General features: G+C 67.6%; 14 protein-coding genes. All 14 read left to right on the forward strand.

Annotated features, from left to right (window positions below):
• The first annotated feature begins 116 nt into the window (after window positions 1-116).
• Complete coding sequence (mraZ, locus tag ACFPPA_RS02625) at window positions 117-563, forward strand: division/cell wall cluster transcriptional repressor MraZ (RefSeq protein ID WP_377316988.1); 447 nt, start codon at window positions 117-119, stop codon at window positions 561-563.
• 41 nt (window positions 564-604) lie between these two features.
• Entirely contained in the window at window positions 605-1,570 is a 966-nt protein-coding gene (gene rsmH, locus ACFPPA_RS02630; RefSeq protein WP_377316990.1) for a 16S rRNA (cytosine(1402)-N(4))-methyltransferase RsmH, read from the forward strand.
• Window positions 1,567-1,836: a cell division protein FtsL gene (gene ftsL / locus ACFPPA_RS02635; RefSeq protein ID WP_377316992.1), complete on the forward strand. Its 270-nt coding sequence runs from the start codon at window positions 1,567-1,569 to the stop codon at window positions 1,834-1,836. Before rsmH ends, ftsL begins: the two co-directional genes overlap by 4 nt.
• The gene (locus ACFPPA_RS02640; RefSeq protein ID WP_377316994.1) at window positions 1,836-3,653 is read left to right on the forward strand and encodes a peptidoglycan D,D-transpeptidase FtsI family protein; all 1,818 of its coding nucleotides are present in this window, start codon (window positions 1,836-1,838) and stop codon (window positions 3,651-3,653) included. The genes ftsL and ACFPPA_RS02640 overlap by 1 nt, the downstream gene beginning before the upstream one ends.
• On the forward strand, window positions 3,650-5,155 hold the full coding sequence (locus ACFPPA_RS02645; RefSeq protein WP_377316996.1) for a UDP-N-acetylmuramoyl-L-alanyl-D-glutamate--2,6-diaminopimelate ligase: 1,506 nt from the start codon (window positions 3,650-3,652) through the stop codon (window positions 5,153-5,155). Before ACFPPA_RS02640 ends, ACFPPA_RS02645 begins: the two co-directional genes overlap by 4 nt.
• Complete coding sequence (locus ACFPPA_RS02650; protein ID WP_377316998.1) at window positions 5,152-6,534, forward strand: UDP-N-acetylmuramoyl-tripeptide--D-alanyl-D-alanine ligase; 1,383 nt, start codon at window positions 5,152-5,154, stop codon at window positions 6,532-6,534. Before ACFPPA_RS02645 ends, ACFPPA_RS02650 begins: the two co-directional genes overlap by 4 nt.
• On the forward strand, window positions 6,524-7,624 hold the full coding sequence (gene mraY / locus ACFPPA_RS02655; RefSeq protein WP_377317000.1) for a phospho-N-acetylmuramoyl-pentapeptide-transferase: 1,101 nt from the start codon (window positions 6,524-6,526) through the stop codon (window positions 7,622-7,624). The genes ACFPPA_RS02650 and mraY overlap by 11 nt, the downstream gene beginning before the upstream one ends.
• Window positions 7,624-8,862 (forward strand): putative lipid II flippase FtsW, encoded by a 1,239-nt coding sequence (gene ftsW, locus ACFPPA_RS02660; protein WP_377317002.1) that lies wholly within the window; start codon window positions 7,624-7,626, stop codon window positions 8,860-8,862. The genes mraY and ftsW overlap by 1 nt, the downstream gene beginning before the upstream one ends.
• On the forward strand, window positions 8,859-9,932 hold the full coding sequence (gene murG, locus ACFPPA_RS02665) for an undecaprenyldiphospho-muramoylpentapeptide beta-N-acetylglucosaminyltransferase (RefSeq protein WP_377317004.1): 1,074 nt from the start codon (window positions 8,859-8,861) through the stop codon (window positions 9,930-9,932). Before ftsW ends, murG begins: the two co-directional genes overlap by 4 nt.
• The gene (gene murC, locus ACFPPA_RS02670) at window positions 9,929-11,368 is read left to right on the forward strand and encodes a UDP-N-acetylmuramate--L-alanine ligase (RefSeq protein WP_377317006.1); all 1,440 of its coding nucleotides are present in this window, start codon (window positions 9,929-9,931) and stop codon (window positions 11,366-11,368) included. Before murG ends, murC begins: the two co-directional genes overlap by 4 nt.
• Complete coding sequence (locus tag ACFPPA_RS02675) at window positions 11,365-12,318, forward strand: D-alanine--D-alanine ligase (protein WP_377317008.1); 954 nt, start codon at window positions 11,365-11,367, stop codon at window positions 12,316-12,318. The genes murC and ACFPPA_RS02675 overlap by 4 nt, the downstream gene beginning before the upstream one ends.
• Window positions 12,315-13,049, forward strand: coding sequence for a cell division protein FtsQ/DivIB (locus ACFPPA_RS02680; RefSeq protein ID WP_377317010.1), 735 nt, complete (start codon window positions 12,315-12,317; stop codon window positions 13,047-13,049). Before ACFPPA_RS02675 ends, ACFPPA_RS02680 begins: the two co-directional genes overlap by 4 nt.
• Window positions 13,050-13,059: 10 nt before the next feature.
• Window positions 13,060-14,292 (forward strand): cell division protein FtsA, encoded by a 1,233-nt coding sequence (gene ftsA, locus ACFPPA_RS02685; protein WP_377317012.1) that lies wholly within the window; start codon window positions 13,060-13,062, stop codon window positions 14,290-14,292.
• Between the two features lie 144 nt (window positions 14,293-14,436).
• The gene (ftsZ, locus tag ACFPPA_RS02690; protein ID WP_377317014.1) at window positions 14,437-15,627 is read left to right on the forward strand and encodes a cell division protein FtsZ; all 1,191 of its coding nucleotides are present in this window, start codon (window positions 14,437-14,439) and stop codon (window positions 15,625-15,627) included.
• The last annotated feature ends 386 nt before the right edge of the window (window positions 15,628-16,013 follow it).

Consider the following 16,013-nt stretch of genomic DNA (forward strand, 5'->3'; position numbering starts at 1 on the left):
GTCAGAATTCCGCCTTTACTCATTGATTCGCAAGCGATTTCCCTTGACAGTCTCATGTCCCGAGACTATCGTGGGTTCCAGTGTGAAATCGTGGGTTTTAGTGGAGTCTGCTGATCGTGTTCCAGGGCGAAACCGCCATCACCGTTGACGACAAGGGCCGCCTGGCCATCCCGACCGCGTATCGGGAACAGGTTGCGGGCGAATGCGCGAATCGTCTGGTGGTCACCTACAACCCGTTCGAGTCGGGCTGCCTGTGGCTGTTCCCCTATGCCGAATGGGAACAGGTGCGTGACCAGGTGAACGCACTGCCCAAGGTCAAGACCGCCCACCGCGACATGCAGATGAAGCTGGTCGGCGCCGCCGCCGTGGTCGAGCCCGACGGCGCGGCGCGGATCCTGTTGCCGGCCAGCCAGCGCAGCGCGGCCGGCATCGAGAAGAAGGCGGTGCTGCTGGGCATGGGCAACAAGTTCGAGCTGTGGAGCGAACAGGCCCATCTGGCCAAGATCCGCCAGAGCATCGGCGAAGACGAGATCACCAACGAAATGGCAGACCTGCGCCTGTAACCGGCGCGGGAATGAACGAACAACGGGAGCGGGAGTGCGGTATGGCCCAGAGCCGGAATACAGATTCAGGCGCCGGGCCGCTGCAGCACATCCCGGTGATGTTGGGTGAGGCGGTGGAGGGATTGTCCGTGCAGCCTGGCGGGCGCTATCTGGATGGTACGTTCGGACGCGGCGGACACGCTCGCGCGATCTTGTCGCGCCTGGGCCCCGACGGCCGGCTGCTGCTGATGGACCGCGACCCCCAGGCAATCGCCGCGGCGCAGGCCGAGTTTGCCGGCGACGCACGCGTGTCGATCCGGCATGCCAATTTCTCCAGCCTGGCCGAGTGGGACGAAACCGCTGCCGGCCTCGATGGCGTGCTGCTCGATCTGGGCGTGTCCTCGCCGCAACTGGACGAAGCCGCACGCGGCTTCAGTTTCATGGCCGATGCGCCGCTGGACATGCGCATGGACACCACCCAGGGCGAGAGCGCGGCCGATTTTCTGGCGCATGCCAGCGAGCGCGAGATCACCGAGGTGCTGTGGCATTTTGGCGAGGAGCGTCACGGGCGTCGCATCGCCCGGGCGATCGTGGCCGATCGGGCGACTGTTCCGTTCACCCGCACCGCCCAGCTGGCTTCGCTGATCGAGCGTGTGGTCGGGCGGCGCGAGCCGGGCAAGCACCCGGCAACGCGCAGTTTTCAGGCCTTGCGCATTCGCGTGAACGGCGAGCTGGAGGCCCTGCAGCAGGGTCTGCAGGCCGCGCTGGATCGACTCAAGCCCGGTGGCCGACTGGCGGTGATCAGTTTCCATTCGCTGGAGGACCGTGCGGTAAAATTGTTCATTCGCGACCACTCCGGCCACGTGCAGAATCGTCGTCGCGGGCCGCCGGTGGCGGCGGCGCCGGCGCAGCTGGTGGCGGTCGGCAAGGCGCAGTTTCCGTCCGATGCCGAGTTGGCGACGAATCCGCGTTCGCGCTCGGCGGTGCTGCGGGTGGCGCAGAAGCTGGCAGACGGAGGGCAGGCATGAAGGCGGTCAGCGCCCTGTTCGCGTTCGCCGCGCTGGTTGCCGTACTGGCCAGTGCGCTGGGCGTGGTATGGACGCGCCATCAGAGTCGCGTGCTGTTCGTGAACCTGACCGCGCTGCAGAACCAGCGCGACGAACTGAACATCGAATACGGCAAGCTCGAGCTCGAGCAGGCTACCTATGCCGAGCCGCGCCGCATCGACGACGAGGCACGGCAGAAGCTGGGCATGGTCGATCCGCGCCCGCAAGACATCCGGTTGCTGCGCTGATGAGCTGGCGCAAACACATCAGCCCGCCTCATCCGCCCGGTCGCCGTCGCGGCGCCGGGCCCAGTGCGCGCCGGCGCATGGTGGTGGTGGTCGGCCTGCTGGGTCTGGCCGCGACCGGGCTGATGGCACGGGCGTTCGACCTGCAGGTGGTGCGCAAGCAGTTCTATCAGCGTCAGGGCGACGCGCGCTTCCTGCGCGAGATGCCCATTCCGGTCTCGCGCGGCACCATCTTCGATCGCAACGGCGAGCCGCTCGCGGTGTCGACCCCGGTGATGTCGATCTGGGCCAATCCTTCCGAGGTGCTGGACAACGACGAGCGCATTCCCCAGCTGGCGCAGGCGCTCGGCGTGAATGCGGACGAGTTGAAGAGCCGCCTGGCGCAGCGCTCCGATCGCGAATTCGTCTACCTGCGCCGCCAGATGGCGCCGGAAGCGGCCCAGGCGATCCTGGATCTGGGCATTCCCGGCATCAACGGCCAGCGCGAGTTCAAGCGCTTCTACCCGTCCGGCGAAGTGACCGCGCACGTACTCGGTTTCACCAATATCGACGATCGTGGTCAGGAAGGGCTGGAACTGGCCTATGACGACTGGTTGTCCGGCAAGCCGGGTGCCAAGCGGGTGATCCGCGACCGCATGGGCCATGTGGTGGAGGACGTCGAGCAGGTGCGCGCGCCGAAACCGGGGCAGAACCTCACGCTCAGCATCGACCGGCGCATCCAGTTCCTCGCCTACAGTGAACTGAAGAGCACGCTGGAAAAGTTCCAGGCCGATTCGGGCTCGATCGTGGTACTCGACGTGAAGACCGGCGAAGTGCTGGCGATGGTCAACCTGCCGACCTACAACCCGAATGCGATCAACGGCAGCAAGCCCAGCCAGCGTCGCAACCGGGCGATGACCGACGTGCTCGAGCCGGGCTCCACGGTGAAGCCGATCCTGATGGCGGCGGCCTTGTCCAGCGGCAAGTTCACCCCGACCAGCCCGATCATCGACACCACCGGCGGCCACTGGTTTTTCCAGGGCCACGACATCCACGACACCCACAATTACGGACTGCTGACCCCGACCGGGGTGATCACCAAGTCGAGCAACGTCGGCGCGGCGCACATCGCCATGCAGCTCGATACCGGGCTGATGTACGACACCTATCGCGCATTCGGGCTGGGCAACAGCACCGACAGCGGCTTTCCGGGCGAGGCGTCGGGTCACCTGCGCATCGGGCGCGACTGGCGGCCGCTGGAAAAGGCGATTCTGGGCTACGGCTACGGTCTCAACGTGACCGTGCTGCAGCTGGCCAACGCATACGCCACGATCGCCGATGGCGGCGTGATGCACAGCCCCACCTTCATCAAGGGCAACGACAACAGCGCGAAGCAGATCATCTCGCCGGAAGTGGCGCACGAACTGATCCGGATGATGGAAACGGTGACCGGGCCGGGCAGCACGGCGCCGCAGGCGCGCATCGCCAACTACAGCGTGGCCGGCAAGACCGGCACGGCGCACAAGGCGAATGCCGGCGGCTACGACAAGAGCAGCTACACCGCCGCCTTCGCCGGCATCGTCCCGGCGTCGAATCCGCGGCTGGTGGGTGTGGTGGTGGTCGACAATCCGCAGAAGGGCAGCTACTACGGCGGCATGGTGTCCGCTCCGGTGTTCGCCAAGGTGATGGACGGCGCCTTGCGCCTGCTCGACGTGCCACCGGACAACATCGGCCGCTGGTACGTCGGCGGTCCGTTGCAGGGCGCCGGCGGACTGGTCGGCAGCCAGCCGCCGGTCGATGCGCCGATCGACGACGCGCCCGTCGACGAGGACACGCCATGAGCACCGGCCATCTCGATCAGCTGCTGCTGGGAATCGCCGATGCGCAGCTCGCCGCCGCGCCCGCCGCCGGGCGCATCGTGGTATCCGGGCTGACCCTCGACTCCCGCCGGGTGAACCGTGGCGACGCCTTCTTCGCGCTGCGCGGCAGCCAGGGCCACGGCATCGAATTCGCGGCCGGCGCGGTGCGGCGCGGCGCCCAGGTGGTACTGGCCGAGGCGCCGCCCGTCGAGGTCGCCGAGCTCGATGTGCCGCTGCTGTGGATCGACGATCTGGGCCGGCAGGTCAGTGAGATCGCCGCGCGCTTTCACGATCGCCCCAGCGAGTCGTTGCGGGTGATCGGGGTCACCGGCACCAATGGCAAGACGTCCTGCGTGCAGTTGCTGGCCCAGGCGCTGACCCTGCTGGGCCATCGCGCGGCCTCGATCGGGACCCTGGGTGCGGGCGTGCATGGGCAGTTGCGGGAAGGCGAGCGCACCACGCCGGATGCCGTCACGGTACAGGAGCTGCTGGCGGACTTCCGCGAAGCCGGGGTCAGCCATGTGGCAATGGAGGTGTCCTCGCACGCGCTGGAGCAGAGCCGCGTGGCCGCGGTGGACTTCGAAGTGGCCGCGTTCACCAACCTCACCCGCGACCATCTGGACTATCACGGCAGCATGGAAGCGTACGGCGCGGCCAAGGCCCGGCTGTTCGCCTGGCCGGGCCTGCAGGCGGCGGTGATCAATATCGACGACGCGTACGGCCATGAACTGGCAGCGCAGCTGCCCGCCGGCGTGCAGGCGCTGCGTTTCAGCATGGCCGACGACAGCGAGGCCGAAATCGCCGCCAGCGGCATCGTCACCTCGGCCGAGGGCCTGGAGTTCAAGCTGCGCACGCCCTGGGGCAGTCGCACGCTGCACAGTCATCTGCTGGGCCGCTTCAACGTGGCGAACCTGCTGGTCGTGGTGGCCTGTCTGGGCGCGTTGGGAGAATCGTTCGGGCGCATCGTCAACGCCGTCGAGCAATTGCAGCCGGTCAATGGCCGGATGAGCCGGCTCGGTGGTCTGCATGGCCTGCCGCTGGTGGTGGTCGACTACGCCCATACCCCGGATGCACTGGAGCAGGCCCTGACCGCGCTGCGTGCGCATTGCGCCGGCCAGTTGATCTGCGTGTTCGGCTGTGGCGGTGAGCGCGATGCCGGCAAGCGTCCGTTGATGGGGGCGATTGCGGCACGACTGGCGGATGTCGCCATCGTCACCGACGACAACCCGCGCGGCGAAGACGGCGACGCGATCGTGGCGCAGATCGTCGCGGGCATGACGGCGGCCCGGGCGATGACGGTCGAGCGCGATCGCGCCGCGGCGATCGGCGCCGCGCTTGGCATGGCACGCGCCGGCGACGTGGTGCTGGTTGCCGGCAAGGGCCATGAAACCTATCAGGAGGGCGCTGCCGGCAAGCGCCCGTTCGACGATCTGGCGGTGGCGCACGCCGTGCTGGAACGGATGCAGCGGGGGTCGCGCGCATGATGCGGCTGAACACCATTGCGATGTGGACCCACGGTCGCCTGCTCGGGGACGACGCGGAGATCACGGGCGTGGCCATGGATACCCGTCGGCTGCAGCCGGGCGACCTGTTTGTCGCGATCAAGGGTGAGCGGGTGGACGGGCACGACTACCTGGCCGAGGCCGCGGCTCGTGGCGCCGTCGCCGCCCTGGTGACGCGTCGGGTCGACAGCGAACTGCCACAGGTGCTGGTGGATGACACCACCCTGGCGCTGGGCGACCTGGCCAGTGCGGTCCGCGCGCAACGCCGCGTGCGCGTGGTCGGCATCACCGGTTCCAATGGCAAGACCACGGTGAAGACGCTGGCGGCGTCGATCCTGTCGCGACATGGCCGCACCCATGTCAGCGCGGGCAACTACAACAATGAACTGGGCCTGCCGCTGAGCCTGCTGGCGATGCCGCAGGACACCGACTACGCGGTCTTCGAGATGGGTGCCGGCAAGCCGGGCGACATCGCGTATCTCGCTGCCATCGCGCGGCCCGACATCGGCCTCGTCACGCTCATCGCGCCGGCGCATCTTGAACGCATGGGCAGCATCGAAGGCGTGGCCGAGACCAAGGGGGCGATTTACCAGGCGCTGCCTGCCGACGGTGTAGCGATCATCAATGCCGACGACAGCTTCGCCAGTTTCTTCGTTGGACTGGCCGGCACGCGCAAGGTGCTGCGCTTCGGCCTCGACCAGCCGGCGGATATCGGCGCGGAGATCATCGAGCAACGCGCGGACGGCTCGCGCTTCGTGCTGCGCACGCCGGCCGGCCATGCCGAGGTGGCGCTGCCGCTGCCCGGTCGTCACAACATCGCCAACGCGCTGGCGGCGACGGCGATCGCGCTGGCGCTCGAGGTGCCGCTGGACACCATCGTCAGCGGCCTGGAACAGGTACCCGGCGTGGCCGGGCGGTTGCGCCGCGAAGTGATGGCTGGCGGCTGGACCGTGATCGACGATAGCTACAACGCCAATCCGAGCTCGATGGCGGCGGCGATCGACACGCTGTTGCTGGCCACGGGCGAACGCTGGCTGGTGCTGGGCGACATGGCGGAACTGGGCCCGCAGGCAGCGGTACTGCACGCCGCCGTCGGCACGCTCGCGCGCGAACGCGGGGTCGACCGCCTGTTCGCGGTCGGCCCGCTCGGGCTATCCACGGTAGAGGCCTTCGGCGCGCAGGGCGCCCATTTCGAGGACAAGGCGATGCTGATCGCCGCACTGCAGGCGCAACTGCATGAAGGGGTCACCTGTCTGGTCAAGGGCTCGCGCTCGGCCGGGATGGAGCAGGTGGTGATGGCGCTGGGTCATCGCGCCGGCGATGCGCAACAGGACAAAAAGGGGGCTTCCGATGCTGCTTGAGCTGGCCGACTGGATGGCACGGCATTTCACCGCCATGCATCTGTTCCAGTACATCACCTTCCGCACGATCATGGCGGCGCTCACGGCGCTGGCCGTGTCGCTGCTTCTCGGTCCGGCGCTGATCCGCAAACTGGGCGCGCTCAAGGCCGGCCAGGTGGTGCGCAGCGATGGTCCGCAGACCCATCTGATCAAGGCCGGCACGCCGACCATGGGCGGCGTGATGATCCTGCTCTCGGTCAGCGTCGCCACGCTGCTGTGGGCCGACCTGGGCAACCGCTATGTCTGGGCGGTGCTGGCCGTGATGCTGACGTTCGGCGCGATCGGCTTCTACGACGACTACCGCAAGCTGGTGCTGCGGGACAGCCGCGGACTGGCCAGCCGCTGGAAGTACTTCTGGCAGTCGGTGTTCGGCCTCGGCGCAGCGCTGTTCCTCTATCTCAGCGCGCCGCATGCGGCCGCCGGCCTGCCGGTGGCCGAGACCGCGCTGTACCTGCCGCTGTTCAAGCACGTGGCGCTGCCGCTGGGGCTGATGTTCGTGGTGGTGGCGTATTTCATGATCGTCGGCTTCTCCAACGCGGTGAACCTCACCGACGGGCTGGACGGCTTGGCGATCATGCCGACGGTGCTGGTTTCCGGCGCGCTGGGTGTGTTCGCGTACCTGGCCGGCAACAAGGTGTTCTCCGAGTACCTGGGCATACCGTCGATCCCGGGTGCGGGCGAGCTGTCGATCTTCTGCGGCGCACTGGCCGGTGCGGGCCTGGGCTTCCTGTGGTTCAACACCTATCCCGCGCAGGTGTTCATGGGCGATGTCGGCGCGCTGGCGATGGGCGCAGCGCTGGGTTGCGTCGCGGTGATCGTGCGCCAGGAGATCGTGCTGCTGGTGATGGGCGGCGTGTTCGTGATGGAAACCGCCTCGGTGATGATCCAGGTGGCCAGCTTCAAGCTCACCGGCAAACGGGTGTTCCGAATGGCGCCGATCCATCACCACTTCGAGCTGAAAGGCTGGCCCGAGCCGCGGGTGATCGTGCGTTTCTGGATCATCAGCGTGGTGCTGGTGCTGATCGGTCTTGCCACGTTGAAGGTGCGCTGATGTTCGAGCCCGGCTCCTCACAGGCGATCAAGCGAAGCGGCCCGCGCGGCAGCTTCGACCTGTGGCTGCTGGTCGCGCTGGTCGGGCTGGCCAGTGTCGGCGTGGTGATGGTGGCATCGAGCTCGATCTCGGTCGCCGACAGCGAGCACCTGGGCGCGTTCTACTTCCTCAGGAAGCATCTGATCTTCCTCAGCCTGGGTATCGTCGCGGCAGGCCTGGCGATGCGCACCGAACTGAAGCTGCTGGAAAAATACGCGTTCCACCTGATGTTGCTCGCGTTCGTGCTGCTGCTCGCCGTGTTCGTGCCGCACTTCGGCATGCGCATCAATGGCGCGCGGCGCTGGCTGAACCTGCTGGTCACCACGTTCCAGCCGGTGGAGGCGGTGAAGCTGATCCTGGTGATCTACATCGCCAGCTACCTGGTGCGCCACCGCGACAGCGTGGAAACACGTTTCCTGGGCCTGTTCAAGCCGGTGATGGTGGCCGGCATCATCGTGCTGCTGCTGCTGGCACAGCCGGATTTCGGTTCGGCCACGCTGGTGATCGCGGTGACCATTGCCATGGTGTGGCTCGGTGGCGCACGGCCGATCTTCCTGTTCCTGATGGGCCTGCCGCTGATGCCGCTGCTGTACGTGGCGGCGACCGGCGAGAGCTACCGCATGAAGCGGCTGACCTCGTTCATGGATCCGTGGAAGGATCCGTTCAACGACGGCTTCCAGCTGACCCAGTCGCTGATGGCGATCGGTCGCGGCGAGTGGACCGGCGTGGGGCTGGGCTCCAGCGTGCTCAAGCTGTCCTACCTGCCCGAGGCACACACCGATTTCATCTTCGCGGTGATCGGCGAGGAACTGGGTCTGGCCGGCGTGGTGCTGGTGATCGGCCTGTTCGGGCTGGCGGTGGGGCGTGGCCTGTATCTGGGTCTGAAGGGCGTCGAGGTGGGCCAGCGCTTTGCCGGCTATGTCGCCTTCGGCGTCTCCTTGATGCTGGCGATGCAGGCGATCGTGTCGGTCGGGGTGAACCTCGGCGCGCTGCCGACCAAGGGCCTGACCTTGCCGCTGATCAGTTATGGCGGTTCCTCGATGGTGCTGACCTGCGCCATGGCCGGTGTGCTGCTGCGCGCCACCTTCGAGATCAATCGCGCGCTGGACGCGCGGCAGATGGCCACGCGCATGCCCGCGGCGGTTGCCGTGCCCGATGCGAATGTCGCGGCGAAGCCGCGCGAGGCGGAGGCCGCATGAAGACTTCCGCACCCGTGCTGATCATGGCCGGTGGTACTGGCGGCCACATTTTCCCCGGCCTGGCCGTGGCCGAGTGCCTGCGGGCGCAGGGCGTGCCGGTGGTATGGCTGGGTGCGGTCGGCGGCATGGAGACGAAGGTCGTGCAGGCGCAGCGGATCGAATTGCACTCTGTGGCGGTCGGCGGCCTGCGCGGCAAGGGCCTGAAGACCCGCTTGCAGGCGCCGCTGATGCTGCTCCGTGCGTTGTTCGCGTCGCTGGCGGTGCTGCGCAAGGTCAAACCGCGCAGCGTGCTCTCGATGGGCGGTTACGTGGCCGGCCCCGGCGGGCTTGCCGCCTGGCTGCTGCATCGACCCCTGCTGGTGCACGAGCAGAACAGCGTGGCGGGCTTCACCAACCGCAAGCTGGCAAGCGTGGCCCGGCGCGTGCTGGTCGGTTTCGCGGACGCGCTGCCGCAGGCCGATTGGGTCGGCAATCCCGTGCGCGCGACGATTGCGGCGCTGCCAGCGCCCTCCCGGCGGATGGCCGGGCGCGAGGGCCGGCCGCGCCTGCTGGTGCTCGGTGGAAGCCTGGGCGCCCGTGCGCTGAATCTGGCGTTGCCGCAGGCACTGGCCCGGCTGGCGCCGGAGCAGCGCCCCGACGTGCTGCACCAGGCCGGCAGCCGCGGTTTCGAGGAAGCGCGCGAGGCTTACACGAACGCCGGTGTCGATGCCGAGGTGGTGCCGTTCATCGATGACATGGCGGCCAGCTACGGCTGGGCCGACCTGGCCGTGTGCCGCGCCGGGGCGCTGACCCTGGCCGAGCTCACCGCGGCCGGACTCGGTGCCGTGCTGGTGCCGTTTCCGCATGCGGTGGATGACCACCAGACGCGCAATGCCGAAGTACTGGTGGCGGTCGGCGCCGCCATCGTGATGCAGGAGAGTGAACTGGACGTCCAGATACTGGCGCAGCGGCTGGAGTCGCTGCTGGCTGACCGCGGCACGCTGCTGGCCATGGCCGAGGCGGCGCGCACGCTGGCCAAACCCGATGCCGCCGAGATGATCGCGCGTGCCTGCGTGGAGGTGGCCGCATGACGCTGCGTCGACTGCTTGCACACGAGGACCTGATGAGCACGTTTCGTCGGGTGCACTTCATCGGTATCGGTGGCGTCGGCATGAGCGGCATCGCCGAGGTCTTGCACAACCTCGGTTATGCGGTGTCCGGTTCGGATCGGGCGAATTCGGCGACGGCGCAGCGATTGCAGCAGATGGGTGTCACCGTGCACGTGGGCCACGCCGTCGGGAACATCGGCGATGCCGACGTCGTGGTGACCTCCAGCGCGATCGGGCCGGACAATCCGGAGCTGGTCGCCGCCCGCGAGGCGCGCATCCCGGTGATCCCGCGCGCGGAGATGCTCGGCGAACTGATGCGCTTCCGTCGCGGCGTGGCGATCGCCGGCACCCACGGCAAGACCACCACCACCAGCCTCACCGCCAGCGTGCTGGCCGAGGCGGGCTACGACCCCACCTTCGTGATCGGCGGTCAGCTCAACGCCGCCGGCGCCAACGCGCGGCTCGGCACCGGCCAGTATCTGGTCGCCGAGGCGGACGAGTCGGACGGCTCGTTCCTGCTGCTGTCGCCGGTGATCGCCGCGGTGACGAATATCGATGCCGATCACCTGGAGAACTACGGCGGCGACTTCGCCCAGGTCAAGCAGGCGTTCGACACCTTCCTGCACCGCCTGCCGTTCTATGGCCTGGCCGTGCTGTGCGTGGATGACCCGGAAGTGGCCGAGCTGGCCAGGTCCACCACCCGCCGCGTGACGACCTACGGCATCGACAGCGCGGACGCCGACGTGCGCGCACTGAACCTGAGCCAGCAGGGCTTCGAGATGCATTTCGACCTGCAGCTGCCGGGCCGGGACGAGACGCTGCCGGTGACGCTGAATCTGCCGGGTCGGCACAACGTATTGAACGCGCTGGCCGCCGCCACGATCGGCTGGCAGCTCGGCGTGGAGGCGGAGGCGATCGCCCACGCGCTGAAGCATTTCGAGGGCGTCGGGCGCCGATTCCATCGGCGCGGCGAGATCGCGCTCGACCATGGCAGCGTGCTGCTGATCGACGACTACGGTCATCATCCGCGGGAGCTCGCGGCCGTGTTCGCGGCCGTCCGTGGCGGCTGGCCGGACCGCCGCCTGGTGGTCGGGTTCCAGCCGCATCGCTACAGCCGCACCCGCGATCTGCTCGACGATTTCGCCAACGTGCTGGCCGAGGTCGACGTGCTGGTGCTGACCGACGTGTATCCGGCCGGCGAGACACCGATTGCCGGCGCCGACGGGCGCGCGCTGGCACGCGCGGTACGTGCCCGCGGCAAGGTCGATCCGGTGCTGGTCGAGCATCCGCGCGAATTCCGCGACAGCTTGCCGAGCCTGCTGCGCGATGGCGATGTGCTGTTGCTGCTGGGTGCCGGCGATATCGGCGCGGCGGCACTGGAGCTGGCGCAGGCCGGCCATTTGAGGACAGACAAGTGAACAGCAACTACACCCCGAAAATCACCGATCCGGCCCAGTTCGGCCGTGTCGCCGTGGTCATGGGCGGCAGTTCGGCCGAGCGCGAGGTGTCGCTCGATTCGGGTCGCAACGTGCTGGCCGCGTTGCGCGCGCGCGGAGTCGACGCGCATGCGATCGACGGCATCCCCGCGCTGCTCGATGCATTGCGAGCCGGACACTTCGCCCGCGTGTTCAACATCCTGCACGGCCAGCATGGCGGGGGCGAGGACGGCGTGCTGCAAGGCGCGCTGGAATCGCTCAATGTGCCGTACACCGGCTCGGGCGTGCTCGGCTCGGCGTTGTCGATGGACAAGACCCGCTCCAAGCGGGTGTGGCAGTCGCTCGGGCTGTCGACACCGACGTTCGTGCCGTTGCCGCGCGGTGCGGACGTGCACGCGGCCGCGCAGCGGATCGGCTTCCCGCTGATCGTGAAACCGGCCTGCGAAGGTTCCAGCGTCGGCGTGACCCGGGTGTTCGCCGCGAAGGATCTGGACGCGGCGGTCGAGCTGGCCGCCAGATATCCCGGCGACCTGCTGATGGAAACCCTGATCGAGGGCGATGAGCTGACCGTGGCGATTCTCGGTCGCCAGGTCCTGCCCAGCATCCACATCGTGCCGAAGGCGGCGTTCTACGACTACAACGCGAAATACGTGGCCGAGGACACCCAGTACATCTGCCCCGGCCTCGAAGGTGTCGCCGGCGAGGAGCTGGGTGCGCTGTCGCTCGCCGCGTTCGACGCGCTCGCCTGCTCCGGCTGGGGCCGGGTCGACGTGATGCGGGATCGCGACGGCCGCAACTGGCTGCTGGAAGTGAATACCGCGCCGGGCATGACCTCGCATTCGCTGGTGCCCAAGGCCGCCGCGGCGGCCGGCATCGATTATCAGGAGCTGTGCTGGCGCGTGCTGGAAACCAGCTTCCGGGAGGGCACGTGAAAGGGAGCATCCGCCTCGTTGCCTGGTGCCTGGCGATCGCGCTGGTCGCGCTGCCGATCGTCGGTGTGTTGCGTGGCTGGTTTGCCGCCGGTCGCTGGCCGGTGACACAGCTGACGGTGCAGGCCGAGTTCAAACATGTCAGCGCCGCCGATATCCGTGCGGCGGTGCGTCCGCGCCTGGGCAAGGGCTTCTTCGCGCTGGACCTGGATGCGGTGCAGCAGGCCGTCGCCGCGCTGCCGTGGGTGGAGTCGGTCGAGGCACGCAAGCGCTGGCCGGACACCTTGCAGCTGCGCATCTACGAGCGGCAGCCGTTCGCGCGCTGGAACGACAGACAGCTGATCAGCCGGCAGGGTCGGGTATTCGATGCGCCCGGCGCGGCCGACCTCAGCGCCCTGCCGGACCTGCGCGGCCCCGATGCGCGGCTGGCCGAGGTGGTGAGCTTCTATGCGGAAACCCGCAAGGCGTTTGCCGGCACGCACCTGCAGATCACCGGTGTCGCGCTGACCGAGCGCGGCAGCTGGAGCGTCAGTACGGCCACCGGGGCGCGGATCGTGATCGGCGACCGCGACCAGGCCGGGCGCCGGTTGCACCGTTTTCTCGATGTCTATCCGCAGCTGATGGCCGGTCACACCGACGGCTTCGCCTATGCCGATCTTCGCTACACCAACGGATTTGCCGTGCGCTGGCCGCCAGCGGCCACCGCCAACGCTGGAGGTTCGCCCCGCTCATGACTATCTCCCTATGAAACCGCGCAACGAAAAGCAGCTGGTGGTCGGGCTGGATATCGGCACCTCGAAGGTGGTGGCGATCGTCGGCGAATACGAACCGGGCGAGCCGATCACCGTGATCGGGATCGGTACTCATGTGTCGCGCGGCATGAAGCGCGGCTCGGTGGTGGACATCGAGTCGACCGTGCACTCGATCCAGCGCGCGGTGGAGGAAGCCGAGCTGATGGCCGGCTGCGACATCCGCTCGGTGTATGCCTCCATCTCGGGCAGCCATCTGGAAACCCGCAACTCGCACGGCAACGCGGCGATCCGTGACCGCGAAGTGACCGCCAGCGACCTGGAGCAGGTGCTGGAGGCCGCCAGCGCCGTGGCGATTCCGGCCGATCGAAAAGTGCTTTACAAGGAATCGCAGGAGTACCGCATCGACGGCCAGGACGGCATCCGCTCGCCGGTCGGCATGAGTGGCGTGCGGCTGGAGGCGAACGTGCATCTGGTTACCGGGGCGGCAGCGGCGGTGCAGAACATCAGCAAGTGCATCCAGCGCTGCGGCCTGACCGTGGACGAGCTGGTGCCCTCGGCGCTGGCCAGCGCGAAGGCGGTGCTGACCGATGACGAGCGCGAGCTCGGCGTATGCCTGGTCGACATCGGTGCCGGCACCACCGACATCGCGATCTATACCCAGGGCTCGATCCGCTACACCGCCTCGCTGCCGGTCGGCGGCGACCAGGTCACCAGCGATATCGCCTACGGCGTGCATACGCCCACGGCGCACGCCGAGGAAATCAAGATCAAGTACGCCTGCGCGCAGACCGGACTGGCGCATGCGGAGGAGACCATCCAGGTGCCCAGCGTCGGCGACCGCCCGCCGCGCCGGCTCGCCCGGCAGTCGCTGGCGCAGAGCGTGCAGGCGCGCTACGAGGAAATCTTCGAGATGGTGCAGGACCAGCTGCGCCGCTCCGGGTACGAGAGCCTGGTCGCCGCCGGCGTGGTGCTGACCGGGGGCGCCTCGAAGATGGAGGGCGCGCTCGAGCTGGCCGAGGAGATCTTCCACAAGATGGTGCGCATCGGCGTGCCGCAGCAGATCGAGGGTCTCGGCGACGTCGTCGCCAGTCCGCTGCACGCCACCGGCGTGGGCCTGCTGCTGCACGGCTCGCGTGCCGGTGGCATGCGCATCGGCGGTCCCGCCGGCGGCACGGTCGGTGGCCTGGTCGGCAAGCTGCGCGGCTGGCTGACGAGGAATTTCTGATGGGCGCCAATGTGTTTTTCAACGTGATTTTTTCGGCGGTGCAGGACGCGCAGCCATGGGCAGAAGGACGTTCGCCCAGCACCAGGAGCCGGCAGGAGTCGCGTTCCCTGGTTACAACGACAACAACTCTAAGGAGGACGGGAAATGTTTGAATTGATAGATAAACTCGCACCCAATGCGGTGATCAAGGTGATTGGCGTGGGCGGTGGTGGCGGCAATGCCGTGGCACACATGCTCAATGCCAATATCGAAGGCGTCGAATTCGTCGTCGCCAACACCGATGCGCAGGCGATGAGCAGCTGCGGCTCGCGCACCCACCTGCAGCTCGGTGGCAACGTGACCAAGGGCCTCGGTGCCGGTGCCAATCCGGAGGTCGGTCGGCAGGCGGCGCTGGAGGACCGCGAACGGATCGAGGCGATGCTCGAAGGTGCCGACATGGTGTTCATCACCGCCGGCATGGGCGGCGGTACCGGTACCGGCGCGGCACCGGTGGTGGCGCAGCTGGCCAAGGAGAAGGGCATCCTGACCGTGGCGGTGGTGACCAAGCCGTTCCCGTTCGAAGGTCGCCGGCGCATGCAGGTGGCGTTGAAGGGCATCGAGGATCTGTCGCAGCATGTCGACTCGCTGATCACCGTGCCGAACGAGAAGCTGCTCAGCGTACTCGGCCGTGAAGTGACGCTGCTGAATGCGTTCAAGGCAGCCAACGACGTGCTGCAGGGCGCCGTGCAGGGCATTGCCGACCTGATCACAGCCCCCGGCCTGATCAACGTCGACTTCGCCGACGTGCGCACCGTGATGTCGGAAATGGGCCTGGCGATGATGGGCTCGGGTACGGCCCGCGGCGACGATCGTGCCCAGGCGGCCGCCGAAGCGGCGATCAAGAACCCGTTGCTGGAAGACGTCAACCTCAACGGCGCCTGCGGCATCCTGGTCAACGTCACTGCCGGTCCGAACCTGACCATGCGCGAGTTCGACGAGATCGGCCGGATCATCCACGACTTCGCCAGCGAAGATGCCACCGTGGTGATCGGTACCTCGCTCGATCCGGACATGAAGGACGACGTTCGCGTTACCGTGGTGGCCACCGGCCTCAACCGCGCCGCGGCTTCGCGTCAGCAGCCGTCGATCCGCATGGTCGAGACGCAGCAGGTGCAGATGCGCCCACGCCCGGTGGTACTGCGTACCGGTACCGGCAACGAAGTGGTCGACTATGCGCAGCCGGACATGGCCGTGAGCAGTCATGGGCGAACCGAGTCAACCGCGCCGGCCAAGCAGGCGGAACCGGGTTTCGACTATCTGGACATTCCTGCATTCCTGCGCCGTCAGGCGGACTGAATCGGACTGACCGGTCAACCCCGGGGGGATTGCATACGTTAAGAAAATGAGAAAGTATTGAACGAACGCACGTTGGACCGGTCACTGTTCAAACGTGTCCATCCCAGCTGTTCCGCGGCATGGTTCGGTGTCCGGTGCAGCCGGGTCCGGCTGCACATGGAGGGCTCGGATGGATCGAGATGGGTCAGGCGTTCGCTGGTGTAGCAGCAAGACTGTGCGTCGGGATGACGCATGGCCAGTCCACGCGGGTTTGCGCGCTATGGCTGGTCCGATGTTCCGTGCCGGATTCCCGTCCCAGGCACGGGGCATTGTGTCGATCCGCCGGAGTGTCGGGAGTGGCGGCGAAGGATGCCGATGACTTTCAAGGATGAAAGGAGCATGAAGGC

The organism is Rhodanobacter ginsengisoli, from assembly GCF_042657065.1.
In the GTDB taxonomy this organism is placed as follows: Bacteria; Pseudomonadota; Gammaproteobacteria; order Xanthomonadales; family Rhodanobacteraceae; genus Rhodanobacter; species Rhodanobacter ginsengisoli.

Bases quoted from the DNA above. Each gene is read 5' to 3' on its own strand.
- rsmH (WP_377316990.1), top strand. From the start codon at position 605: ATGGCCCAGAGCCGGAATACAGATTCAGGCGCCGGGCCGCTGCAGCAC.
- ftsL (WP_377316992.1), top strand. From the start codon at position 1,567: ATGAAGGCGGTCAGCGCCCTGTTCGCGTTCGCCGCGCTGGTTGCCGTA.
- ACFPPA_RS02640 (WP_377316994.1), top strand. From the start codon at position 1,836: ATGAGCTGGCGCAAACACATCAGCCCGCCTCATCCGCCCGGTCGCCGT.
- ACFPPA_RS02645 (WP_377316996.1), top strand. From the start codon at position 3,650: ATGAGCACCGGCCATCTCGATCAGCTGCTGCTGGGAATCGCCGATGCG.
- ACFPPA_RS02650 (WP_377316998.1), top strand. From the start codon at position 5,152: ATGATGCGGCTGAACACCATTGCGATGTGGACCCACGGTCGCCTGCTC.
- mraY (WP_377317000.1), top strand. From the start codon at position 6,524: ATGCTGCTTGAGCTGGCCGACTGGATGGCACGGCATTTCACCGCCATG.
- ftsW (WP_377317002.1), top strand. From the start codon at position 7,624: ATGTTCGAGCCCGGCTCCTCACAGGCGATCAAGCGAAGCGGCCCGCGC.
- murG (WP_377317004.1), top strand. From the start codon at position 8,859: ATGAAGACTTCCGCACCCGTGCTGATCATGGCCGGTGGTACTGGCGGC.
- murC (WP_377317006.1), top strand. From the start codon at position 9,929: ATGACGCTGCGTCGACTGCTTGCACACGAGGACCTGATGAGCACGTTT.
- ftsA (WP_377317012.1), top strand. From the start codon at position 13,060: ATGAAACCGCGCAACGAAAAGCAGCTGGTGGTCGGGCTGGATATCGGC.
- ftsZ (WP_377317014.1), top strand. From the start codon at position 14,437: ATGTTTGAATTGATAGATAAACTCGCACCCAATGCGGTGATCAAGGTG.